General features: G+C 54.0%; 22 protein-coding genes and 1 riboswitch. Of the genes, 16 read left to right on the top strand and 6 right to left on the bottom strand.

Annotation, left to right across the window (positions count from 1 at the left end; genetic code table 11):
• The first annotated feature begins 31 nt into the window (after positions 1–31).
• The 7 genes from purC (at position 32) to ACULM0_RS06980 (ending at position 8084) form a co-directional block, all read left to right on the top strand.
• Positions 32–733: a phosphoribosylaminoimidazolesuccinocarboxamide synthase gene (purC, locus tag ACULM0_RS07010; RefSeq protein WP_463679711.1), complete on the top strand. Its 702-nt coding sequence runs from the start codon at positions 32–34 to the stop codon at positions 731–733.
• Positions 730–2133 (top strand): amidophosphoribosyltransferase, encoded by a 1404-nt coding sequence (purF, locus tag ACULM0_RS07005; RefSeq protein WP_463679710.1) that lies wholly within the window; start codon positions 730–732, stop codon positions 2131–2133. Before purC ends, purF begins: the two co-directional genes overlap by 4 nt.
• Positions 2134–2143: 10 nt before the next feature.
• A complete protein-coding gene (gene purM / locus ACULM0_RS07000; protein WP_463679709.1) occupies positions 2144–3169 on the top strand; it encodes a phosphoribosylformylglycinamidine cyclo-ligase in 1026 nt (341 codons plus the stop codon).
• Positions 3166–3759 (top strand): phosphoribosylglycinamide formyltransferase, encoded by a 594-nt coding sequence (purN, locus tag ACULM0_RS06995; RefSeq protein WP_463679708.1) that lies wholly within the window; start codon positions 3166–3168, stop codon positions 3757–3759. Before purM ends, purN begins: the two co-directional genes overlap by 4 nt.
• Complete coding sequence (gene purH, locus ACULM0_RS06990) at positions 3756–5294, top strand: bifunctional phosphoribosylaminoimidazolecarboxamide formyltransferase/IMP cyclohydrolase (protein ID WP_463679707.1); 1539 nt, start codon at positions 3756–3758, stop codon at positions 5292–5294. Before purN ends, purH begins: the two co-directional genes overlap by 4 nt.
• A 14-nt stretch (positions 5295–5308) precedes the next feature.
• Positions 5309–6568, top strand: coding sequence for a phosphoribosylamine--glycine ligase (purD, locus tag ACULM0_RS06985; RefSeq protein WP_463679706.1), 1260 nt, complete (start codon positions 5309–5311; stop codon positions 6566–6568).
• A 190-nt stretch (positions 6569–6758) separates the two neighbouring features.
• The gene (locus tag ACULM0_RS06980) at positions 6759–8084 is read left to right on the top strand and encodes an IS3 family transposase (RefSeq protein ID WP_463679705.1); all 1326 of its coding nucleotides are present in this window, start codon (positions 6759–6761) and stop codon (positions 8082–8084) included.
• Between the two features lie 39 nt (positions 8085–8123).
• Here ACULM0_RS06980 and ACULM0_RS06975 read toward each other — a convergent pair whose 3' ends face one another.
• Positions 8124–9500: an MATE family efflux transporter gene (locus tag ACULM0_RS06975; RefSeq protein ID WP_463679704.1), complete on the bottom strand. Its 1377-nt coding sequence runs from the start codon at positions 9498–9500 to the stop codon at positions 8124–8126.
• Between the two features lie 133 nt (positions 9501–9633).
• Between ACULM0_RS06975 and ACULM0_RS06970 the strand changes: the two genes are divergently transcribed.
• Positions 9634–9981 carry a cupin domain-containing protein gene (locus ACULM0_RS06970; protein ID WP_463679703.1) on the top strand — a complete coding sequence of 116 codons (348 nt, stop codon included), beginning with the start codon at positions 9634–9636 and terminating at the stop codon, positions 9979–9981.
• Positions 9982–9995: 14 nt separating this feature from the next.
• Here the strand turns inward: ACULM0_RS06970 and ACULM0_RS06965 are convergent, their stop codons facing one another.
• From ACULM0_RS06965 to ACULM0_RS06955, 3 genes are read right to left on the bottom strand one after another with little or no spacing between them, the layout of a single operon-like run.
• Positions 9996–10799 carry a metal ABC transporter permease gene (locus tag ACULM0_RS06965; RefSeq protein ID WP_463679702.1) on the bottom strand — a complete coding sequence of 268 codons (804 nt, stop codon included), beginning with the start codon at positions 10797–10799 and terminating at the stop codon, positions 9996–9998.
• Positions 10796–11554, bottom strand: a complete 759-nt coding sequence (locus ACULM0_RS06960) for a metal ABC transporter ATP-binding protein (RefSeq protein WP_463679701.1) — start codon at positions 11552–11554, stop codon at positions 10796–10798. The genes ACULM0_RS06965 and ACULM0_RS06960 overlap by 4 nt, the downstream gene beginning before the upstream one ends.
• An 11-nt stretch (positions 11555–11565) precedes the next feature.
• Positions 11566–12687 (bottom strand): metal ABC transporter solute-binding protein, Zn/Mn family, encoded by a 1122-nt coding sequence (locus ACULM0_RS06955; RefSeq protein WP_463679700.1) that lies wholly within the window; start codon positions 12685–12687, stop codon positions 11566–11568.
• Between the two features lie 180 nt (positions 12688–12867).
• On the opposite strand from ACULM0_RS06955, the gene tpx reads away from it, so the two are divergent.
• Complete coding sequence (gene tpx, locus ACULM0_RS06950) at positions 12868–13380, top strand: thiol peroxidase (RefSeq protein WP_463679699.1); 513 nt, start codon at positions 12868–12870, stop codon at positions 13378–13380.
• A gap of 46 nt (positions 13381–13426) precedes the next feature.
• A riboswitch (FMN riboswitch) is annotated at positions 13427–13541 on the top strand.
• A gap of 97 nt (positions 13542–13638) precedes the next feature.
• Positions 13639–14235, top strand: a complete 597-nt coding sequence (locus ACULM0_RS06945; protein WP_463679698.1) for an ECF transporter S component — start codon at positions 13639–13641, stop codon at positions 14233–14235.
• 57 nt (positions 14236–14292) lie between these two features.
• On the opposite strand, the gene ACULM0_RS06940 is transcribed toward ACULM0_RS06945, so the two are convergent.
• The gene (locus tag ACULM0_RS06940; RefSeq protein WP_463679697.1) at positions 14293–14598 is read right to left on the bottom strand and encodes a hypothetical protein; all 306 of its coding nucleotides are present in this window, start codon (positions 14596–14598) and stop codon (positions 14293–14295) included.
• 97 nt (positions 14599–14695) lie between these two features.
• Here ACULM0_RS06940 and ACULM0_RS06935 point away from each other — a divergent pair, with 97 nt between their 5' ends.
• The 6 genes from ACULM0_RS06935 to ACULM0_RS06910 all read left to right on the top strand — a co-directional run bounded on the left by ACULM0_RS06935 (position 14696) and on the right by ACULM0_RS06910 (position 22021).
• Positions 14696–17248, top strand: a complete 2553-nt coding sequence (locus tag ACULM0_RS06935; RefSeq protein ID WP_463679696.1) for an ATP-binding protein — start codon at positions 14696–14698, stop codon at positions 17246–17248.
• A 145-nt stretch (positions 17249–17393) separates the two neighbouring features.
• On the top strand, positions 17394–18539 hold the full coding sequence (locus ACULM0_RS06930; protein WP_463679695.1) for an ABC transporter substrate-binding protein: 1146 nt from the start codon (positions 17394–17396) through the stop codon (positions 18537–18539).
• Between the two features lie 57 nt (positions 18540–18596).
• Positions 18597–19490 carry a branched-chain amino acid ABC transporter permease gene (locus tag ACULM0_RS06925; RefSeq protein WP_463679694.1) on the top strand — a complete coding sequence of 298 codons (894 nt, stop codon included), beginning with the start codon at positions 18597–18599 and terminating at the stop codon, positions 19488–19490.
• A gap of 3 nt (positions 19491–19493) precedes the next feature.
• On the top strand, positions 19494–20552 hold the full coding sequence (locus ACULM0_RS06920; protein ID WP_463679693.1) for a branched-chain amino acid ABC transporter permease: 1059 nt from the start codon (positions 19494–19496) through the stop codon (positions 20550–20552).
• Positions 20553–20554: 2 nt separating this feature from the next.
• Positions 20555–21316 (top strand): ABC transporter ATP-binding protein, encoded by a 762-nt coding sequence (locus ACULM0_RS06915; protein WP_463679692.1) that lies wholly within the window; start codon positions 20555–20557, stop codon positions 21314–21316.
• Positions 21317–22021, top strand: coding sequence for an ABC transporter ATP-binding protein (locus tag ACULM0_RS06910; protein WP_463679691.1), 705 nt, complete (start codon positions 21317–21319; stop codon positions 22019–22021).
• Positions 22022–22073: 52 nt separating this feature from the next.
• On the opposite strand, the gene ACULM0_RS06905 is transcribed toward ACULM0_RS06910, so the two are convergent.
• Entirely contained in the window at positions 22074–23189 is a 1116-nt protein-coding gene (locus tag ACULM0_RS06905) for a BREX system ATP-binding domain-containing protein (RefSeq protein WP_463679690.1), read from the bottom strand.
• Positions 23190–23333 lie beyond the last annotated feature (144 nt).

The following is a 23333-nucleotide window of genomic DNA, read 5'->3' as shown; positions in this document are numbered from 1 at the left end:
CTGAGTTCAGGGCCGAAAGGGGTTTGAAATAATGGAAAAGCGGGAAATGATCTATGAAGGGAAAGCCAAGAAAGTTTTCAAGACCGATGATCCGAAAGCCTATGTAGTACAGTACAAGGATGATGCCACTGCCTTCAATGGCGTGAAAAAAGGCACTATCCGCGATAAAGGGATCGTGAACAATGCGATGAGCGCCCTACTTTTCGGAGAGCTGGAGAAGGCGGGTGTCAAGACGCACATGATCGAGAAACTGTCCGAGCGTGAGATGTTGGTACGCGCCGTGGAGATCGTCCCGGTCGAAGTGATCGTTCGGAACGTTGCCGCCGGTTCGCTGGCCAAGCGACTCGGCCTCGAAGAGGGGACTGTGATGAAGCACACGGTCATCGAGTTCTGTTACAAGTCCGATGAACTGGGTGATCCCATGATCAATGACGACCATATCACCGCCATCGAGCTGGCCACTAAAGAAGAAATTGCTAAACTCAGGACGATGGCCACGGCTGTGAACGACCTGCTCAAGGGCTATTTCGATGAGCGTGGGATCACCCTGGTGGACTTCAAAATCGAGTTCGGTCGATACGATGGCGAGATTATCCTGGCCGATGAGATCAGTCCCGACACCTGTCGCCTCTGGGACAAGGAGACGGGAAAGAAGCTGGACAAAGATGTCTTCCGCAGGGATCTCGGCGATCCGGAAGCGGTTTACCAAGAGATCTTGGGGCGCATCCAATGATGATGGATAAGTTGAAGGACGAGTGCGGCGTCATCGGGCTTTACTCCCCCGGTGACGATACCCTTTCCGAGACTATCTGCTTTGGTCTCATCGCCCTGCAGCACCGCGGTCAAGAGAGCGCGGGCATTGCTGTTTCAGATGATGGACACACCACCTACTATAAAGAGATGGGATTGGTCCAGGAAGTGTTCACTTCGGAAACCCTGGCCAAGCTGAAGGGATCCGTGGGGATCGGGCACGTCCGCTACTCCACGACCGGTGAGAGCTACGTAGCCAATGCGCAGCCCTTAGTGGTCCGCTATAAGGGTGGGAGCATTTCCCTGGCGCACAATGGGAACCTGGTCAATGCCGATCGCCTGCGCGATGAACTGGAGGACGCCGGGAGTATTTTTCAAACCTCTATCGACTCCGAGGTCATCGCCAATCTGATCGCCCGACACTACCACCGTGGTTTCGCCGAGGCGGTGGAGGAATCGGTGAAAGAAATCCGTGGGGCCTACGCGCTCGTGATCATGTCAGAAGATGTGCTCATCGGCGTACGGGACCCCAATGGTTTGCGTCCGCTCTCCCTTTCGAAGACAGACCAGGGCTATGCCCTGGCTTCTGAATCCTGTGCCCACGATGTGATGGGGGGCACTTTTGTCCGCGACATCGCGCCGGGCGAGATGGTGATCATCGACAAAGATGGCGTTCGCTCGCACTTTTTCGATCAGAACAAGCGCACGGCACACTGCGCCTTTGAATACGTTTACTTCGCTCGTCCCGATAGTGATGTGGACGGCAAGAACGTCTACATCACCCGCAAGAACGCGGGTCGAATCCTAGCGAAGGAAAGCCCCGTGGAGGCCGATGTCGTGATCGCCGTTCCCGATTCGGGGATCGCCGCGGCCATCGGTTACGCAGCGGAGCTGGGGATTCCCTATGGTGTGGGCCTGATCAAGAACAAGTACATGGGCAGGACCTTTATCCAGCCCGATCAGAAAACGCGGGAACTGGCCGTCAGGCTCAAGCTCAACGTCCTCAAGGACAACATCGAGGGCAAGCGACTGGTGCTGATCGACGATTCCATCGTACGGGGGACGACCTCCCGACGGATCGTGGATATGCTGAAGGCCGCGGGGGCTAAAGAAGTCCACGTGCGCGTCAGCTCCCCACCGGTGATGCACAGTTGTTACTTCGGCATCGACACACCAACGAAAAAGCAGCTGATCGGCGCCACCCATAGCATCGATGAAATCTGTGAAGCCATCGGTGCCGATTCGCTTCACTACATCAGCACCGCCGGCCTCGTGGAGGCCATCGGACTGAGCGGCCAGCACCTGTGCCTGGCTTGCTTCAACGGCGACTATCCCATGGAAGTACCGAAGGTCGGCAATAAATTTGTGTTTGAGAAGAAATAGGGGGAGCGATATGGAAAAACCGATGACCTACAAAGACGCCGGTGTGGATACCCAGGAGGGGCAGCGCGCCGTCGAACTGATGAAAAGTGCCGTGAAGGATACCTTCGACGAACACGTCATCGGCGGGCTCGGTGGATTCGGCGGACTCTTCCGCCTCCCCACCGGCTATGAAAAGCCCGTTCTGGTTTCAGGGACCGACGGTGTGGGCACCAAGTTAAAACTCGCATTTTTGACGGATCGTCACGATACCATCGGTCAGGATCTGGTGGCCATGTGCGTTAACGATGTCCTCTGCCAGGGTGCCCGTCCGCTGTTTTTTCTCGATTATATGGCCACAGGAAAATTGGAGGCCGATAAAGCGGCCAGTATCGTGGCCGGGATCGCGGGCGCCTGTAAAAAGTCCAAGATGGCACTGCTCGGCGGAGAGACCGCAGAGATGCCGGGATTCTACCAAGCAGGAGAATACGACCTCGCCGGTTTTTGCGTCGGCGTGGCCGATGAGGACCAGCTGATCACCGGGGCATCGATTCGCGAGGAAGATGTGATCCTTGGGCTCACGTCCAGCGGTTTTCACTCCAACGGTTACTCGCTCGTCCGCAAGTTGTTTCTCGATACATGGGCCCTTCCCCTCGATGAGCCTCTCCCGGGAATGGAGATGCCCCTAGGAGAAGCACTGCTCACCCCAACGAAGCTTTACGTGGCGCCTGTGCTTTCACTGCTCGAGCACCTGCGGGTGGAGGGGATCGTTCATATCACGGGGGGCGGTTTCTTCGAGAACATTCCCCGCGTGCTACCGGCGGGTCTAACCTTTGAGATCAACCGCGCAGCCCTACCGGAACAACCGCTTTTCACCTACGTGCGCGAGCGCTCCGGTCTCAGTGATAAGGAGCTCTTCGGGACCTTCAACATGGGCATCGGCATGGTGGTGATCGTCCGCCCCGAGGTGCAGGAAGAAGCCCTCTCCATCCTTCGCGAGGCCGGGGAAGAGGCGCTGGTCATTGGCCGCGTCATCAGCGGCGGGGAGCCGCGGTTATGACGCTAAAGATCGCCGTCCTCGTCTCTGGAGGGGGAACGAACCTCCAGGCGCTTTTGGACGGTTGTCGGTCCGGCATCATCGAGGGTGAGGTGGTCCTGGTGGCGTCGAACCGATCGGAGGCCTACGGACTGGAGCGGGCGCGAATCGCTGGTGTCGAGACCTTGGTCTTGCCCAAAGAGGATCGTTACGATCATCTCACACGACGACTGGAAACGATGGGTGTTGACTTGATCGTGCTGGCCGGTTATCTAGAGATTCTCCCGGGTCCTTTCGTGAGCCGTTACCATAGGCGGATCATCAATATCCATCCCTCCTTGCTGCCAAAATACGGCGGCAAGGATCATTTTGGTCTCAAGGTACATGAGGCCGTGATCGCCGCGGCGGAAGCGGAAACCGGGGCGACCGTTCATTTTGTTGATACCGGTGTGGACACCGGTGAAATCATCGATCAAAAGCGCATACCGGTGGCTCCCACGATGGATGCATCCGCATTGCAACGTCGTGTGCTGGTCATCGAGCACCGTTTACTCATCGATGTGGTCAAGCGGATCGCATCGGGTAGCATTGAAATAGGGGGTTCCAATCAATGATCAAACGCGCACTGCTCAGTGTTTCCGATAAAACCGGCATCGTATCCTTTGCCAAGAGCCTACACGAGATGGGGGTCCAGCTGATCTCCACCGGAGGTACCGAGAGGGTCCTTGCGGAGTCAGGGCTCCCCGTGACCAATATCAGTGAGATCACCCGGTTCCCCGAGTGTCTCGACGGACGCGTGAAGACGCTTCATCCGGCCGTCCACGCGGGCATCTTGGCCCGACGCGATCTGGAGGAGCATCGCGAGCAGTTGAAGGAGCTGGCGATCGAGACCATCGATCTGGTGGTCATCAACTTGTACCCTTTCAAGGAGACAATCGCACGACCGGATTGCACCCTAGAAGAAGCTATCGAAAACATCGACATCGGTGGTCCCACGATGCTGCGCTCTGCGGCGAAAAATTTTAGGGATGTGCTGGTGCTCACCGATCCTGCGGACTACGATGGACTCATCACGAGTCTAAAAGCCGACGGTGAGGTCGACGGGGAGGAACGACTCCGCTACGCGCTCAAGGTCTTTGAGACAACGGCGGCCTACGATGCGCTGATCGCGGCCCACCTGGCCGGTGTGACGGGTAGGACCTATCCGGAGAAATTGACCTTAACCTTCGAAAAAGTCGACGACCTGCGGTATGGAGAAAACCCCCATCAGTCGGCTGCCTTTTACAGAGAGCCACTTGCTACACCCGGCACCCTATCGGAGGCCAAACAACTCCACGGTAAGGCGCTGTCTTTCAATAACATCAACGATACGAATGGTGCGCTTGCTCTACTGAAGGAGTTCAGAGAACCTTGTGTCGTGGCTGTCAAGCACACGAACCCTTCGGGCGTGGGCGTGGGTTTCGATCTCCACGATGCCTACATGAAAGCCTACGAGGCGGACCCGAAGTCCATCTTCGGGGGGATCATCGCGGCCAATCGACCCGTCGATGTGAAGACCGCGCGTAAGATCAATGAGATCTTTGTTGAAATCGTGGTAGCTCCTGCCTTTGAGGAAGAGGCGCTCGAGATTTTGACGCAGAAGAAAAACATCCGACTACTCGAACTACCCAATATCCTGCACGCACCCAAGGCCAACGCTCTTGATCTGAAGAAAGTCGAAGGGGGTCTCTTGGTGCAGGGAATCGATGCTGCCCTGATGAAAGGGGATATGCGGGTGGTCACCCACCGTGTGCCCACGGATAAGGAGATGAAGGATCTTCTCTTCTCCTGGAAGGTCGTGAAGCACATCAAGTCCAATGGAATCGTCGTGGCCAAGGGAAGCAAGACCCTTGGTGTGGGACCCGGTCAGGTCAATCGCATCTGGGCTGTGGAGAACAGCCTGCGGCAGAGCCTCGAGCAGACCAAAGGTGCTGTCTTGGCCTCTGATGCCTTCTTCCCCTTCGCGGATTCCATCGAGGCCTGCGCCAAGGCCGGGATCACGGCCATCGTTCAGCCCGGTGGAAGCATGCGGGATGAAGAGGTCGTCGAGATGGCGAATCAATACGGAATCGCTATGGTCTTCACCGACATGCGTCACTTCAAACACTAGGGAGGGAAGAGGGAATGAAAAAAGTATTGATCGTCGGTGGTGGCGGGCGCGAGCACGCCATCGCCAAGAAACTACTCTCGTCCCCCCGCGTGGAGCAAGTGTACGTGGCGCCGGGCAACGGTGGCACGGGTGAGGACTGTACCAACGTCTCAATGGATGCCATGGATTTCGAAGGCTTGGTTCGTTTTGCCCGAGAGGAAGCGATCGACCTGACCGTGGTAGGCCCCGAGGATCCGCTGGTGGGCGGCATCGTCGATGCCTTCGAAGCGGCGGGACTGTCGGTCATCGGGCCGGGAAAAGCGGCGGCTTTGCTCGAAGGATCGAAGGCCCATGCAAAGGACTTCATGGAGCGGCACGGCATTCCCACGGCCGGTAGCGTGACGGTCACGGATTACGCATCGGCGCTCGAAGTGCTCGCGTCCTTCACCTACCCTGTGGTGCTCAAGGCCGATGGCCTGGCAGCTGGAAAAGGGGTCTTGATCTGCGAGAACAAAGAGGAGGCAGTCTCCGGCCTATCGGCCATGCTTCGCGATAAGAATTTTGGTGACGCGGGTAGCAAGGTCGTGATCGAACGCTATCTCAAGGGTGTGGAAGCCAGCCTCCTGTGTTTCGTCGACGGCAGCGGCTACCTGACCATGGCCCCGGCACAGGACTACAAGAAGATCGGTGAGGGCGGTAAGGGCCTGAACACAGGTGGTATGGGGACCTTTTCCCCGAGTCCCGTGATGACGCCCGAACGCCTGGACCAAGTTAAAACCGAGGTGCTCGATCCCTTCATGGCGGGGATCGTGAAGGACGGGTTCCCCTTTCGCGGAATTCTCTTCCTCGGTCTGATGATCGATGGGGACCGGATCGATGTGCTGGAGTTCAACGTACGCTTTGGCGATCCAGAGACCCAGGTGATACTAGACCGTATGGAGACGGATCTCTACGATGTCTTCGAGGCTATGCTGGAGGACCGTCTCAGGGAGGTGACCCTCGACTGGTCGGACCACCATGCGGTCTGCGTGATGCTGGTCTCCGGCGGTTACCCGGGTGCCTACGAAAAGGGGATACCCATCGAAGTTACGCTTTCACCTGACGATGTAATTCACAGCGGAACGACCCTCGATTCCACGGGTACGCTGGTCACGAGCGGCGGTCGTGTGATCGGTGTGCTCGGGAGGGGGGAGACCCTCGAAGCCGCACGTAACGATGCCTACGGTAAGATCGACGGGGTGACCTTCGAAGGGAGCTACTACCGTCGGGACATCGGGGAACAGATCGAACGGTGAAGGCGATTGGAAAAAGCGAGGTTCAGGGTAAACTGGACCCTATAAAGTGGACTCTTTGAAAAAGAGACTCTTTATAGGGTCTTCTTGTGTCTAAGGTAAGAATTCAGCCTCCATTACTGGTAAACTGGAGAAAAGGAATCTGAACCGACTCACGAGGAGCTTTACAGAAATATATTTGGAGGAGGAAGCCATGTCAAAACGCATCTTCACAGATGAGCAGGTCAAAGAACTGTCTCATAACCCCTATGTCAAAAACGTCTCCTCGAAAGCGATCACTTACTCAGACGAGTTCAAGGTCCACTTCCTCGCGGAGTGGGAAAAGGGAAAGCCTAGCCTTCAGATTTTCGAGGAGGCAGGCCTCCCGCTAGAGGTTTTAGGGGAGAGGCGTATCCATAACGCCGCCACTCGATGGAAAAAGGTTTATCGAGATAAAGGGATCATTGGTTTGAAGGATCAGCGTAAGGGGGCCTCAGGACGCCGTAGCCTTACAGAACTCTCGACAGAAGAGCAGCTCCGTCGGGCCAAGCAGGAGAATGCCCTCCTGAGAGAGGAGAATGAGTTACTAAAAAAGCTCGACTTCGCAGAAAGGAGGGGAAGTGAATTATCCAAACATGAACGATATGCACTCATCCAGCAGATGACGGGTAAGCCTGGCTCGCTATCTGTCCGAGGGGCTTGTCTGATCTTAGAGGTGTCTACATCCGGCTACTATGCGCACGTCTCTCCTAAGAACCAACTCAAACGATGGGAGAAGGAAAAGGATGATCTTGCATGGCGTGACAGCGCGATAGAGGCGATGGCCTACAAACAAGTTGCAAAGGGCTCTCGCGCCGTCGTCATGTACTTCCTGAACACGAAGAAAACGATAGCAAATCGCAAGAAAATCCAACGAATCATGCGGAAGTACGGCCTAAAGTGTCCGATTCGGCGTGCGAACCCATACCGCCAGATGGCCAAGGCCACCAAGGAACACCGCACTTTCCCGAACCACCTAGATCGGCAGTTTGACCAATCGATTCCAGGGAAGGTCCTCCTGACCGACATTACCTACTTGCGAGGGAAGGAAGGCTTCCTAGGCTACCTCTCCACCATTCTCGATGCTACAACGAAGGAAATCCTAGCCTACAACGTCTCTGACCGGATTACCTTGGATATTGCACTCGACACAGTGAAGAGTCTGAAGGCAGATCATGGGAATAGTTTACATGCGGAAGCCCTCCTGCATTCCGATCAAGGCTGTCACTACACGAGTCCTGTATTCCAGAAATTAGTACGAGAAAGTGGCCTCCAGCAGTCAATGTCCCGCCGTGGAAACTGCTGGGACAATGCTCCACAGGAGAGCTACTTCGGTCACTTGAAGGATGAGATCGCTTATGAGGAATGCTGTTCTCTCGAGGAATTGCAGACGGTTATCGCGGACTACATGGAGTACTACAACAACGAGAGGGGCCAATGGAAACTGAAAAAGCTGACCCCGGTATCTTACCGGAATCAGCTCTTGAAACAAGCAGCTTAGCTCTCTCTTTTTTTAATTGTCCTTGACATAGGGTCCAGATTAGGGTGCTTCTACACCCAGGACCTCGCTTTTTTTGATAACTTTTTGCTCCCACCGGCCGGTGAGGTAGATGGAGAGACCGAACAGGACGGTGAGCAGATTTGATAAGACCATCGCGTACCACACACCATTGGGCCCGAAATCCGTATAGGACTTGAAGAGCAAGATCATCGGAATCCGCAGGACCCAGAGTCGGCCCATCATCATGGCCATGGCGTACATCGTGTGTCCAGATCCCTGGAAGACGCCGATGAAGATCTGGAAGAAGCCCATGAGCGGTAGGCTGACCACGATGAGGCGCATGTAAGTCAAACTTTGTTCCGCCTGCGCAGGTGTATTCGCGAAGAGATTGACGATGTCCCTTGCGAAGAATAAGAGGATGCTCCCCCCGATGGCAAGAAAAAGAGTGGAGAGCTGGGCACTCTTCTTCACGGAGGCCCGGCTCCTTTCGATCTGATCGGCCCCGAGGTTCTGCCCCACGATGCTGGCCAGGGCACTGCCGATGCCCATGGCGGGCATCAGGACCAGACTGCTGATGCGGTTGCCAATGGCGAAGGCTGTGAGCGTGCTCTCACCGAAGGAGACGATGAAGATGTTGAGGACCGCGAAGCCCAGCGCGGCAGTGGACTGTCCCACGGAGGAAGGCAAACCGATTCCCGTGATCTTGCGGATCACGGCAGGATCGGGCACCAGGTCCTCCGGGGAGATCCGCAGATCTCGGTTGAAGAAGAGCTTGGTCACGGCGAGGGTGCCGAAGAGCACCCGGCTGATCACCGTGGCGATGGCCGCGCCGCGCACGCCCATACCGAGGGTGAAGATGAAGATCGGATCGAGCAGGATATTCAGGCCAACGGAAAAGGCACTGAGGATCATGGGACGGAGGGTATCGCCCTGCCCGTTCCGAACCCCATTGTAAGCGAAGATCATGAACATCCCTGGCATGCCGTAGAACATGACGCTGAGATAGGCATCGGCATTGGCCAGTAGGTCGCCCTCGATGCCCATCAGGGTGAGGATCGGCCTGGATAGGAGTCCGCCGGCGATGCCTACGATGGTGGAGAAGACCAGACTGATGAGCAGGATCTGTCCACCGACACGCTGTGCTTTCTCATCATCGTGGGCGCCGATATACTGGCTCATCAGGCTGGTAGCGGCCATGGAGAACCCGATGCCGAAACTCATCATGAAGAACATCATGGGCCAGGTGAACTGGATGGCGGCGACCTCGTTTCCACCGATACGGCTGACAAAGTAGGTGTCGGTGAGGTTGTAGATGGTCTGAATGAAGTTATTGATCATCATGGGTAATGAGAGCGTCAGGATCACGCGGGTCATTGCCCCGTTTAAGATCAGCTCGCGCTTCTGTCTGAAGTCCATAGTGCCCTCCTTTTTCCTGTACTCAGTATAGCAAAATCCAGTTGCACCATCAATTATTTCGAGGGGCTAATGATTATCATTTATCTAAAATATGGTATAATGAGGGCACAAAGAAACCAAAGGAGGAATAACCATGATCGTTGCCAATGAAAAGGATCTCAAGGCCAAGGTACTAAGCGGTGACGCCGTGAAAAATGCAGCCATGAAGGTGCTCGTCTCACCCGAAGAGGGCTGGGACTCCCATGTGATGCGTATCATCGAGCTGGGGGAAGGTGGATATTCGCCCAGGCACGAACACCCCTGGCCGCACATCAACTATATGATCGAGGGAACGGGTACCCTCCACCTCGACGGCGAGGATATCGCGGTGAAGGCCGGATCCTATGCCTACGTACCCGCCGGGAAGCACCACCAGTTCCAGAATACTGGTGAGGGGACCTTCCGCTTTATCTGTATCGTACCCAAAGAAGGCCACAAATAAGAGAAACCCGCAGCCTAGGCTGCGGGTTTCATGATGTGTGAGACAAGGTATCCCGTGATGCTGACCAGGATGATCGTTGCACCGGAGGGGATATCCAGATAGTAGCTCAAGGTGAGCCCAACGGTGGAGAACAGGATCCCCAGGCCGATACTCGAGAAGATGATGGTCTTGAAATCATCGAAATAATGGCGGCTCATCGTGGGCGGGATGGTCAGAAGCGCCATCACCAGAATGATGCCCACCAGTTGGATCAGTGCCACGGTGGCAAGGGCCACGAGCAGGAACAAGTAGTACTCGAAGGCCGCCGTGTTCAACCCGATGACCTTCGCGAACTCTTCATCGAATAGATAGGCTCGCCAGTAATCGAAGAACAAGACGAAGGAGAGGGCCACAACGACCCCTGTACCCCCGATAATCTGGAGCTGGGTGGAGGAGATCGTCAGGATATCGCCGAACAGATACTTGTTCATATCCGGGGGATAACCGGGCGTCAGGGCGATGAACAAGATGCCCAATGCCATGCCGGCAGACCAGAACATGCCCGTGAGGGCATCGGCACCGGCCATGGAGGACCGTTTGATCCGGGTGATGGCCAGAGCGGATACCACGGCGAAAAGCAGGGCGCCCACAATGGGTTCGATGCTCAGAAAATATCCGAAACCAATACCGCCGAAGGCCGTATGGGCGATGCCGCTGGACAGCATCACGAGTCGTTTCTCCACGACCACAGTGCCGATGATGCCACAGACCACACTGGCGAGCAGCGCCCCAATGAGGGCGTTCTGAAGGAAAGGGTACCTCAGGAGATCGGCAATCATGAGCTGTGCCCCCCTTTGTGCGCGTGCTCGTGTACGTGAAGCACTCGGTGAGGAACATCACCATGGCTGATCAGATCCACCGGACACCCGTAGATCTTTTCGATCGTATCATGATCAAGCTCGGGCTCGTTGTGATCGATCAGCTGGATGTTCATGCAAGCGATCCGCTTCACGTAGGAAGAAATCACACCCACATCATGGCTCACCAGAAGGATCGCCATGTCTTCGTTGAGCGTCTTGAGGATTTCGAAAATTTCCGTTCGGCTACTGGCATCGATGCTGGCGGTGGGTTCATCGAGCACAAGGATATCGGGCTTTCTCATCAGGGCTCGGGCTATGAGCACTTTTTGCTTCTGACCGCCGGAGAGCTGATGCATCAGCCGCCTGGCGAGTTGATCGATCCCGAGTGATTTCATCCATTTCTCTGCCATAGATCGTTCGATCTTCCCGTAGCGATGGAAAGGCCGGATCGGTGGATCGAGAGCACCGGATAATACCACGTCGCGAACCCGGATGGGAAAGCGGTTCTCAAAGTGGACGAGCTGGGGTACATAGCCGATGGTAGCGGGTCCGGTGAAGACGACCTCACCACTGTCCGGTTTGATCAGGCCCAAGATAGCCTTGAGCAGGGTGGATTTTCCGGCCCCGTTCGGTCCGATGATCCCGACGAAATCGCGGTCAGAGACTTCGAGGTTGACCCGATCCAAAACCTGGGTCTCACCGTAGGAAACCGTGAGGTTGCGTATACTGATCATGATAAGGACTCCTAGCGTAGATGTTCTTCGAGGGTGCTGGCGATCTTCTCGAGATTCGCCAGGTAATCGCCGGACAAGGGGGACACGGCTACAGTCTCGCCATCGATACTCTCGGCGATGGTCTCCGCTTGTTTGGACGTGATTTCATCTTGATAGAAAATGACCCGGATGTCGTTCGCCAGAGCGAAATCGATAACATCCTTGAGCTGGTTCACTGTGGCCTCTTTGCCACCGGCTTCAATGGCCAGCATCTCGAGACCATAGTCGTCGGCGAAATACCCCAGCGAAGGGTGGTACATGATAAAGGTTTTGTTCTCAACCTCTTCTAGTCGTGCGCGGATCCTTTCGTCGATGGACTCGAGTTCCTCTCTGAAGGAAGCAGCGTTCTCAGCATACCGCTCTGCATGCTCCGGGGCTACCTCCGAGAGGACGCGCGCAATCTCATCGACCATCAACATGGCGCGACGTGGACTGAGCCAGATATGAGGATCCTTCTGCCCCTGTTCATGGTCGTGCGCCTCCTCCTCATCGGCGTGATCTGCATCGTCGTCGTGCCCGTGGTCTGCATCGTCGTCATGTCCGTGGTCTGCATCGTCGTCATGTCCGTGGTCTGCATCGTCGTCATGTCCGTGGTCTGCATCGTCGTCGTGTCCGTGGTCTGCATCGTCGTCATGTCCGTGGTCTGCATCGTCGTCATGTTCGAGGTCTGCATCGTCGTCGTGTCCGTGTTCTGCATCGTCGTCGTGTTGGTGCTCCCCTTCTTCAAAATACCGGGCGGGGTACGTCTCCTGCACGAGATCGTCTAGACGGTGGACCGTAAGGTTGTCATTCAGATCCTGTAGCCGATCGATCGTCGAGGCGAGATCTGACGGCGTGCCGACACTGAAGTAATGAGAGGCCTCAGATAGAGACGTCAGTTCGCGAGGGGACGGTTGGTAGTTCGTCGGACTCGATCCCGTGGGAACGGCGACGGCAACATCCACCGTATCTCCGGCGATGGCTTCCACCATGGCCGCGAGAGGCATGATGCTCGTGCCGATGACCGGACGGTCTGTTACTGGAGCTTCCGCACAACCGGCTAGGGAGATTGCGACGATCAATAAGATGGATAAAACTAGGCTTGCTTTGTTCATGTATGTTACCTCCTACCATGTATTATAACAAATCTGTCAAGTGCTCAGAAGGACTCCTAACGCTATACAGATACCACCGTATGGGATGGAGTAACCAAGAATTTGTTTAGAGCACATCAGGACAGGTATCAATAGAAAAGACGGATTGAGAATATTTATCACAGGATAGGAGGATATCACATGACAGTCAAGGTAACATCCAAAGGTATTCCCGTGACACTGGTCGGAGATCCGATCAAGCCAGGGGATAAGGCGCCGGATTTCAATGCACTTTGTCAGGACTTCTCGGTTTTCTCTCTCTATGAAGAGACGGAAGGAAAAGTAGTGGTATTAAGCGCTGCACCCTCCCTAGATACGCGCGTTTGCTCTTTGCAGGCACAACGATTCAATGAGGAAGCTGAGGCCCTGGGAGAGGGTGTTCAGATTGTACAGATCAGCGTGGATCTACCTACTGCGCAAAAAAGATTCTGCTCAGAAGAGGGTGTGGACACCATCCGCGTGGTCAGTGATTACAGGGATGTGGAGTTCGGTGAAAAGTACGGTTTTCTTATGAAGGAGACCCGTATGCTGGCGAGAGGAGTCGTCGTGATCGACCCATCGAGAAAAGTACAGTATGTTGAGTACGTACCCGAGGTGAGTACAGAACCGGATTACGATGCGGCTTTAGCCGTGGTAAAAGAACTCGTGAAATAGTTGACACTAAGCTTTTCCTGTGTTATCTTTTATATGCAAATGAATAATAGTTCTTCAGGGCGGGGTGTAAGTCCCCACCGGCGGTAGAGCCCGCGAGCCGAGAGGTTGATCTGGTGAGATTCCAGAGCCGACAGTTAAAGTCTGGATGGAAGAAGAAGCATAGCTTTTTTTGAGCGCAAACCCTGGAGCCTTGTCTGATGCTTCGGGGTTTTTTTCATGCTCCGATTACGTTATCAAAAACACAGGAGGTATTCCCGAATGGACAACCAAAAGAAGAGAGGTTCACTTTTGAAGGTGAATGTGATGACAAAGGTGGCCATCCTATCTGTCATTGCCTTTTTGATTATGTACATCGAATTTCCCATTGTCTTTTTCCCCGCTTTCCTCAAGATCGATCTAAGTGATCTGCCGGCTCTTATCGCGGGATTCGCACTGGGTCCCGTGGCAGGGATCATGGTGGAACTGATCAAGAATCTTTTGCACCTGTTCCAAACGTCGACCGGTGGCGTTGGGGAACTGGCTAATTTTGTAATCGGCGTGGCGTTGGTGGGCCCGGCATCGGCAATCTACTATCGCGATAAATCGAGAAAAAGCGCGATCGTGGGTATGCTGGTTGGTATCGTCAGCATGGCAATCGTGGGAGCGCTGGCCAATTATTTCGTACTGATCCCCTTTTACCAGAACTTCATGCCCATCGATGCGATCATCGCTATGGGCCAACAGGCGAACGCGGCCATCGTGGATGTAAGGACCCTCGTGATCTACGGGGTGGTGCCTTTCAATCTGCTCAAGGGTGTTGTGATCATGATTATCACGGCCCTCATCTACAAGAAGATTTCACCACTGTTGAAATGATCCTCACAAGAGTACGGCAAAGATCCCCCGGAGGCAGAAGTGCCCCCGAGGGATTTTCTAGTTGATCGGACCTTTTGAAGACTCGGAGAAACTAGAGGCCAGCTGCAGGGCGTTTGAGATCTCTTCCTTAATACGCTCGATTGCAAGTTCCTGTTTGCCATCGGCAACGGTGATCCGAAGATTCTGGCCGCCGATTTCCAGTTTGAGAAAATCCTCCTTCAGGATAGCCTCCAGCATCTGCTTCAGGCTGGTGCGGTGGGATTCTTCGCCCAGGAACTGAGCGATTTCCGGTTTCATGCGCAAAATGATGCGGCCGGTATCATCTGTGTCGATCGATTGGATGATCATATGGTAGTCAAGCAAATTGGGACCTCCTTCAGATTCACTTTTAAAAAACGTCTCCTTATTTTATTATAGATCCGTCTCTGTTAAAATGGAAGGGTAGAGGGGGCAACAATCGATGATGTTACGGATGAAAAAATACGGTATACCGATACTGGCGATCCTGTTGGTCGCCTTTTTGTACGTGGAGCTGGTCGTGCATACAGAGATCACCGGTCTACAGCAGGATTGGCGGTATTACAGTGGTCGCTATCTCCAGTCCGCAGTAGGGGCCCCGCGCTATGAGACGGTAGATCTCAATGATCTCTTCAGACGATCTGACATCAACCGCGGCACATTGACCAAACAAATTCCGATTGATCCCGGGCAAGACACGGCAATTTATTTTCCCTACACGTGGTCTTTTCAACGGGTTTTCACTGAAGACCGTGAACTCGCCGCAGATGAGCACGGGATCTATCGTATTGAGCCCAAGGAAGCAGATGCTGTCGAAGTGACCGTTCATTTTCTTTCCGAAAATCAGCGGCACTGGAAGTCGCCTGGTGTCATTCGGGGCTCCTATGAGGAGATCCTACGTTATCTAGAGGCACGTTCCTACATGGGTTTTTTACTCTTTTGTATGCTCATTATCATACTTGTGCTCTATGCGATTTTTTACCACCGCACGATCAGGGAAAGTGACTATACGCTCTACGCCTATTTACTGGTCGCTCTGCTGGTCATGACCTTGCGAATTTTTGGCTACGACCAAGAGCTCTTTTTCATGATTTCCGAGAGGCTCCTCGGACGTATCAATACCCTAGCCTTCCATTTGCTGTTACCGCTCACCTTCCTGGTGAGTACCAAAATTCAACCTGGAAAAATCGATGAACGAGTTCTTTGGACCGTTAAGACCTATGGCCTGGTCACGGTGCTGGTCGTCATGAACATGCGGCAGCGGTTCCTAGACGACTGGATCTATGTGCACGCCTTCGTGCTTTTGTCCATGACGGTCTACATGCTAAGGGCCTTTTGGACGCACTACCGGAAGACGAAAAATGGGTATGCAATACTGGGCATGCTGTTCCATTTGCTACTCACCGTGTTTTTCGTGGCGGATGCAGCATATCATCTGCACTATATGAACACAAGATACCATCTGTTCTTTGCCATCTTGGTCATCTTTTTCCTCGAGCTCTTTTTGGTGGTCTACCATTATCGCCTGGACCGTCTGATGTCCCTTACGCCCAATGCTGCAAATCACGAAGCAATATTCGGACGACATATCGATGATGCCCTGTCTAATCTCTCGGAGAGCATCGTGATCTGTGATCCCTCCCTGATCGTGCTGGAGGTCTTGGTGGCGAGAGAAGACCCGCTCTTTGATGTGAGTCTCAAGGGCAAAGAGCTCGATCGTTTTCTATATGGGCACCATGTGGAGAGAAGGGAGTATCTGCACACCCTGATCGGCAAGATTTTGAAGGTGCCCGGAGAGCAGGAGAAGCAACTGCTCATGGACCTTTTACCCACGGAATGGGTTAACGAGCGGAGGACCTACCATCTGAATTACACCTTCTTGAAAGACCCGGACCGGCTCCTCATCCGATTCCGTGATGAGACGGCACTTCTGAAGGAAAGCTATCGGCTGGAGCAGGAGCGCTTGCAGCTGAACATGGTCTCCGCGGTCATCAAGAACCGGGCCACGTTCAATAGTCTAGTGGAGGATTTTCGTTATTATGCGGCCGTTGAGCTCGACAGTATTTTGAGCTCTAAAGATGTACTCTCGCGGATTCTGATCCATATCCTGACAGATCTGCATACCTATGTGGGTCTCTTCGAACAGTTCCATCTGATTCACATCAGCCGGTTCCTGCGGTCGCTCGAGACCGAACTCTATGAGATCAAGCAGGATGAAGCGCTGGATAAACAGAGTTTTATCGAGATCATGCGCTTTTACCAACCGCTGGAGCACCTCGAGCGCGACTTGGCGATCCTGACCTCTTATATGGGGACGGAGCTGAAGGGGTCGAAGCGGATCCGGGTGCACCCAGAAGATTTCAAGGGATTTGCCGAACTGCTGCGCCGAGACCGGCATTACAAACTGTATAATCATTTCGTCGAATTGGCCTACCCGTCGCTTGAAGATCTCCTGGCACCGCATATCACCTATTTCAATGAGTACATCGATAAGAACGGCCTCGCCATCGAACCCATCCGATACCAGGGTGAACATCTATTGCTGAACGAGAAAGTATACAGTCCCTTTGTCAAATCGTTGAATCATGTCTTCAGAAATGCCATTGAACATGGCATCGAACCGGCGGCGGAGCGGGTAGCCACCGGCAAACCCGAGAAAGGGAAGATCCGATGCCAGGGGCGGGAGATCGGTAACAGCATTTACCTCATCATAGAGGATGATGGACGGGGAATCAATCGCGAGCGCCTGAAGGAGAAACTCCGTTTGAAGAGACTGCTCAGCGAAGAAGAGGAACTGACCATCGAGGACCATCTCCTCTTGAAGAAGGTATTTCTCGAGGAGATGACCACGAAGGACCAAGTCGAGGTCATGAGCGGTAGGGGGCTCGGCCTGTTCGCCGTGAAACAACAACTGTTGGCTATCGGGGGAGATGTTGAAGTCGAGAGCCTCCCGGGAAAACGCACGCGGTTTACTTTCAAAGTGCCCAGAAACTAAGGTTTTGGGCGCTTTTTTCATGTCAGAAAGATGCTGTATAAGATTCTTTTTATCGTGGGGCTTATTGACAGTTGGCGGACAAGTGTTTATTATAATAGAATGATTGTTAAAATTTTTTAACACAAAATGAGGAGGGGTATTTCGTATGAAGCGTTATGTAGTTATCGTAATGATCGTGGGAATGTTCTTGTTGACGGCCTGTGGCGGACAAGAGACAGCAGCGGATAGCGACGTCATCAAGATCGGAGTCTTCGAGCCAATGACCGGAGCCAATGCTGCCGGTGGTGCCATGGAACTCGAGGGAATCGAACTGGCCAATGAATTGTATCCTGAGGTACTCGGGAAAAAAGTCGAACTTGTCGTAGCGGACAATAAGTCGGATAAAGTAGAAGCTGCCAACGCTGCCACGATGCTCGTGGAAAAAGAGAAGGTCAATGCGATTATCGGTTCTTGGGGATCTTCATTCTCCATGGCCGCAGGTCCCATCGTAGATGAGGCGCAAGTGCCCGCGGTCGGTGCATCCTGTACAAATCCATTGGTTACTTTGGGTGTAGAGTATTACTCTCGCGTTTGTTTCATCGATTCCTTCCAGGGAACGGTTATGGCGCGCTACGCTTACAACGAACTGGGCGCCTCGAAAGCTGCGATCATCCAGGAAATCTCATCGGATTACTCCGTGGGTCTGGTGCAGTACTTTGAAAGGGCCTTCACAGAGATCACGGGTGATGAGGATGCGATCTTGACGGTGTCCAGCTACAACACGGGAGACCAAGACTTTACCGCTCAGCTCACCAGCGTGAAAGACACGAATCCCGATGTCATCTTTGCACCGGGTAACTACACAGAATCTGCCCTTCTGATCAAACAGGCGCGTGAGCTGGGCATCGAGACGCCAATCATCGGTACGGATACATGGGAAGCACCTGAGTTTATCGATATCGGTGGCGCAGCTGTTGAAGGTGCTGTCTTCTCAACTTTCTTCACATCAGAAGTCGCGATCACGCCAGAGAGTGAAATCTTCCTCGCTGAGTACAGATCACGCTATGACAAAGAGCCTGCTTCCGTTACGGCGCTTGGCTACGATGCTTACATCTTGATCTTGGATGCCATCGAGCGAGCCGGTAGTGCTGATCCGGTGGAAATCCAGAAGGCCATCGCAGCCACGGAAAACTTCGAAGGTGCGGCCGGTATGGTCACACTGGATGAGAACGGCGATGCTGTGAAGAGCGCTGTGATCAAGCACGTGGATGATGGCGCGTTCAAGTACCTGACGACGGTAGAACCTTACTAAAAAAAAGACGTAGACCTCTTTATCACGAGAGGTCTACGCATTTTCATGGGAGGTATTATGTCTTTTTTCGTATTCTTACAGCATCTGAGTAACGGCATCTCCCTGGGTAGTTTGTATGCGCTCCTGGCCATCGGCTACACAATGGTCTACGGTATTCTCCGGTTGATCAACTTCGCCCACGGTGAGATTTTTATGGTCGGTACCTATATCGCCTTCTACGCGATGACGAGCTTCATGCTTCCTTGGTACCTAGCCTTTCTCTTGGCCATCCTGTTCACGGTGGCCTTCGGCATCCTGGTCGAGCGGGCAGCATACAAACCGCTGAGAAATCAGCCCAGGATCTCGGTCATGATCTCGGCCATCGGCGCCTCTTTCTTACTACAGAACCTTGCCGTTGTTATCTTCGGCGGTAGACCGAAGGCTTTCCCAGTACCGCCCCTGTTCAGTCAGGTGGTTTCGCTGGGGGATATCAAGATCATGAGCGTCACCTTCTATATCCCCGTGATCACGGCCATAGCCCTGGCTATTCTTCTCTTCGTCGTTAACAAGACGAAAACAGGGATGGCCATGCGTGCCGTCAGTCGCGACTACGAAGCCGCGAAGCTCATGGGGATTGATGTCAACAAGATCATTTCGATCACCTTTGGTATGGGTTCTGGTCTGGCCGCCATCGGTGGTGTCATGTGGGGATCGAAATACCCTCAGTTGATCCCGACCCTTGGCCTGATGCCCGGTCTCAAATGCTTTATCGCTGCCGTCGTCGGTGGCATTGGGAACATCCGCGGCGCATTGCTCGGGGGCTTTCTCCTCGGGCTCATGGAGATCATGATCGTTGCTTTCTTCCCGGCGCTCAGCGGATACCGAGATGCTTTCGCCTTTGTCCTGCTGATCGGGATCTTGATGGTGAAGCCCAACGGATTGCTCGGTTCGAACGTGAAGGAGAAGGTGTAGACCATGACGACAGCACAGAAAACTCGTTACAGTCTCATCGCCTTGGTCCTTTTGATCGTTCTGTTGATCGTCGCCAACCTGGTCTTCGATTCGTACCAACTGAGAATCCTCAATCTCTCGGGTATTTACGTGGTACTGGCCCTGGGTTTGAACCTGATCAATGGCTTCACCGGTCTTTTCTCGCTCGGACACGCCGGATTTATGGCCATCGGGGCCTATACCTCCGTGCTCCTGAGCATGTCACCTGAGCTGAAGGCTCAGAATTTCTACCTCAAGCCCATCGCGCCTTTCCTGGCGAACGTACAGCTTCCCTTCCTCGTGGCCCTTTTCATGGGGGGACTCGTGGCAGCGCTATTTGGTTTCTTGATCGGCGCGCCGGTGCTCAAACTTCGCGATGACTACCTGGCCATCGCCACGCTGGGGTTCGGTGAGATCATTCGCGTGGTGCTCACCAATCTCCAGTCGCTGACCAACGGACCGCTCGGCCTGAAGGGAATCACCCGGCACACGAACACTTTCTGGGCCTGGGGATTCGCAATCCTAACGATCATCCTGATGAAATACCTGATCGACGGTAGTTACGGAAAGGCCTTCAAGGCCATCAGGGAAGATGAAATTGCCGCGGAGGCCATGGGAATCGATCTGTTCAAACACAAGGTTTACTCCTTTATCCTGGGAACCTTTCTCGCGGGTATAGGCGGAGGGCTCTTGGCCCACATGATGGGGACCATCGACCCGCTGATGTTCCGTTTCCTGATGACCTTCAATATTCTGCTCATCGTGGTACTCGGCGGTATCGGTAGCATCACCGGCAGCGTGATCTCAGCGGTTGTCGTCACGGCGATGATGGAAGTGCTCCGTTTCATCGAGGCAGACATCTCCCTCGGCTTCATCACAATCCCCGGAATCCCAGGCATGCGGATGGTGCTGTTCAGTTTGCTACTGATGGCGGTCATCCTGTTCTACCCACGGGGTCTCATGGGGACCAATGAACTGGACTGGGATATGATCACGAAGAACCGCTTTGTGAAACGTTTCCGAGATAAGAAAGGGGGTGCGTAGCCATGGCGATCTTGAGAACCGATGAGCTGACCATGCAATTCGGTGGTCTGACGGCAGTGGACAAACTGTCCATCACCGTGGACGAGCGTGAGATCGTGGGTCTCATCGGACCCAATGGAGCGGGCAAGACCACAGCGTTCAACATGATCACTGGTGTCTACGCACCCACCCACGGATCGGTCTTCTTTGAAAACCACGATATCACCGGGGCAAAACCCCATCAGATCACAAAACGCGGTGTGGCGAGGACTTTCCAGAACATCCGACTCTTCAAAGAACTCAGCGTGCTGGACAATGTGATCATTGCCAATCACCTACGCCTGAAATCCACGATCTTCGGGTCGGTCTTTAAAAGTCCTTTCTACCGTAAGGAAGAAGCCCATATCTACGATAAATCCATCGAGCTGCTCGAACAGGTGGGTCTAAAGGATGCTTTACACGATCGCTCCTCTTCCCTACCCTACGGCAAACAGCGGCGTCTCGAGATCGCTCGGGCGCTGGCAACCGATCCGAAACTGCTGTTGCTCGATGAACCGGCCGCGGGAATGAATCCACAGGAGTCCATGGAACTCATGGCCTTCATCCGTGAAATCCGTGACACCTTCGACGTGGGGATCCTGATGATCGAGCACCATATGCAGGTCATCATGGGGGTCTGTGAGAAAATCTACGTACTGGACCATGGCGAGACCATCGCCGAAGGCAATCCGGCGGAGATCCAAAACAACCCGAAGGTTATCGAAGCGTATCTGGGGGTTGATTAGATGCTGAAGATAGAAAACCTGAACGTGCACTATGGAGGGATTCACGCGCTCCGTGGTATCGATATCGAGGTGGAACAAGGTAAGATCATCTCGTTGATCGGGGCCAATGGCGCCGGGAAATCGACTACCCTCCGTTCGATCATGAGCTTGGAAAAGCCCACGGACGGTAGGATCCTGTACAATGGCGAGGACATTACAGCGCTCACCACGGTGGATATCGTCAAGAAAGGCATCGTCTTGGTGCCGGAAGGCCGTCGTGTCTTTGCCAATCTCACCGTCTACGAGAACTTGGTCCTGGGCGCCTACACCCGTAAGGATAACGAGAAGGTCAAGGAGGATATCGAGTGGGTCTATGATCTGTTCCCGATCCTACGAGAGCGTAGCGGGCAACAGGCGGGCACGATGTCCGGCGGGGAGCAACAGATGCTGGCCGTGGCCAGGGCCTTGATGACAAAGCCAAAGCTCATGATGATGGATGAACCCTCCTTGGGCTTGGCCCCGCTGATCGTCAAGGATATCTTTGAGATTATCAAGCGCATCAGCAAGGAAGGTGTCACCATCCTGCTGATCGAGCAGAACGCCAAGGTAGCTTTGGAGATTTCCGATTATGCTTATGTGCTCGAGACCGGCGGGCTTGTGCTCGAGGGTCCGGGAAGAGAGCTGTTGGTCAACGAAGAAGTGAAAAAGGCTTACCTGGGTACATGAGAAGGACCTCCGATCGGCAAAGTGTCGATCGGAGGCCTTTTCTTTGTGGTGATCAATAATCTGGATTTTGAAGGGTCAGTTGATCGAACAGTCCCACCAGGGTGGTGACGAACTGCCGTGGGTTCACCGGTTGGATGGCGTGTCCTTTGTTCTGCAGAATCACCAGCGCCTGGTTCCGATAGGTTTTCCATCCGTCCTGTGGGAGAGCGTAGCCCTCGAGAAGAAGCCGGGTCAAGTTCCCCGCCTCTTCAAGGTTGAAGCCCTCTAGGAGGACCGTAGGACTCTTCACGTTAGCAGGGCCGTCGGGAACCAGACGTTGAGACAGGGCCCTTGATTCACCGAGGGTATGGGCCAAGGCCGGCGTTCCCAAGAGCAGACTGTAATGATGAGCGAGGTGGCCACCGGAGGCGTAATCGATCAGGGTGCGGAGATTCTCCAGAGATTTCTCCCTCAGGTCGCTACGTTTTCTTGCAATGAGATCGAGTTCATCGAGGATGAGGAGGAAGCCATTGTAGCCCATGGCCAAAAGGAGATGGTGAAAGGCCCTCAGAAAATCGAAGGCATTATGCTTGTCCACACCACCCTTGACCTCGAACCGCTTTTTCACTTCGTGGGGAACGGTTAGATCCCCCGACAGCCAACTGCTGGTGGCGCGGACCATGGACGTATCACCGGTGATCTTGGCCTTGATCAAAAAGAGAAAGGCTCTTGCGAAGGTAGGATGTTCATCGTGGAGGTCTGCGATCAACCGGTTGATCTGCGCGTGCGCTTCGCGCTTGTCCGTTTCTTGTCGGATCGACAGGATCCAGTCGTCGATCAAACGGTCCAAACTGATCTTTCGCACCCCGCGTGGTCCCTGCATCCACAGGTTGTGCATGAGGTGGTAGTAGACATCTTCAAAGCGATGCAAGCGGAACCCTTCGTCCAGCTGGAGGTGGGCGACCACGAAGTTCCTGGTCAGGCCCCGCTGCTTGACATGCTCGGCCAAGAGGCTCTTGCCCAAACCGTAGTCGCCGATAATCAGCTTGAAGCCACCCGCTCCGAATCGTGCGGACTCGAGGTCGTCATCGAGGGCTGCGATCAGCCGATCCCTACCGATGAGTGGGTATCGGTCGATGGCCCGCGGTAGTTGACCACTTCTAAGTTGTTTGAACATCGACGGTCCCATCGTTTCTTCCCTCCCAGCGTGATTGTGCGATAACCTTATTATAGCAAATGGAAGGGCTCCTGTGGTACCCAGACATAATCGCAGCTGTCCAAGGCACTGTGTATGGGGTATAATGAAGAGTATAGAAGATAGAGGGGTGTGGTG

The organism is Halotolerantifilum yawarlongkerapense, assembly GCF_054506745.1.
This window is presented reverse-complemented; position numbering and strand designations above follow the sequence as displayed.